General features: G+C 44.9%; 1 protein-coding gene and 1 pseudogene. Both read left to right on the top strand.

The features are described from left to right. Nucleotides 1-180, top strand: a 180-nt coding sequence (locus AC0L3J_RS37585; protein WP_207343244.1) for a hypothetical protein, incomplete at its 5' end; no start/stop codon positions are given. Between the two features lie 151 nt (nt 181-331). Then, nucleotides 332-392: pseudogene (kilR, locus tag AC0L3J_RS37590) on the top strand (killing protein KilR); the annotation flags it as partial.

Genomic DNA, 392 nt, shown 5'->3' on the forward strand with positions numbered 1-392 from the left:
CACGAAGGCGCATTTCCGATATCCATAAAGAGTCGGTCTTGTCTGTTAAATTTAAATGGTGGGAGTGCGCCTCCGGTTGTAAATAACGACATTGCTGTGTGTAGTCCTGGCGGCATCAGTTTTTTTCTTGAAGTTCGGCTGATGTCCGCCCTTTTTAAAGTGAATTTTGTGATGCGGTGAATGCGGCTAAGCGCACGTGGCACAGTTAAAAGTCATGTTAGTCCTTATTGGTTTGGGTGGGAAAGCCGACTGTAATTGTTAACTGGTTGCAGTCACCTGGAGGCACCAGACACCGCATCAACAAAGTTCATTTGTAAAAATGGAGATAATTATGATTGCACATCACTTCGGAACTGATGAAATACCACGTCAGTGTGTGACTCCTGGCGATT

The sequence above is a fragment of the Bradyrhizobium sp. Kon37 genome (assembly GCF_055807535.1).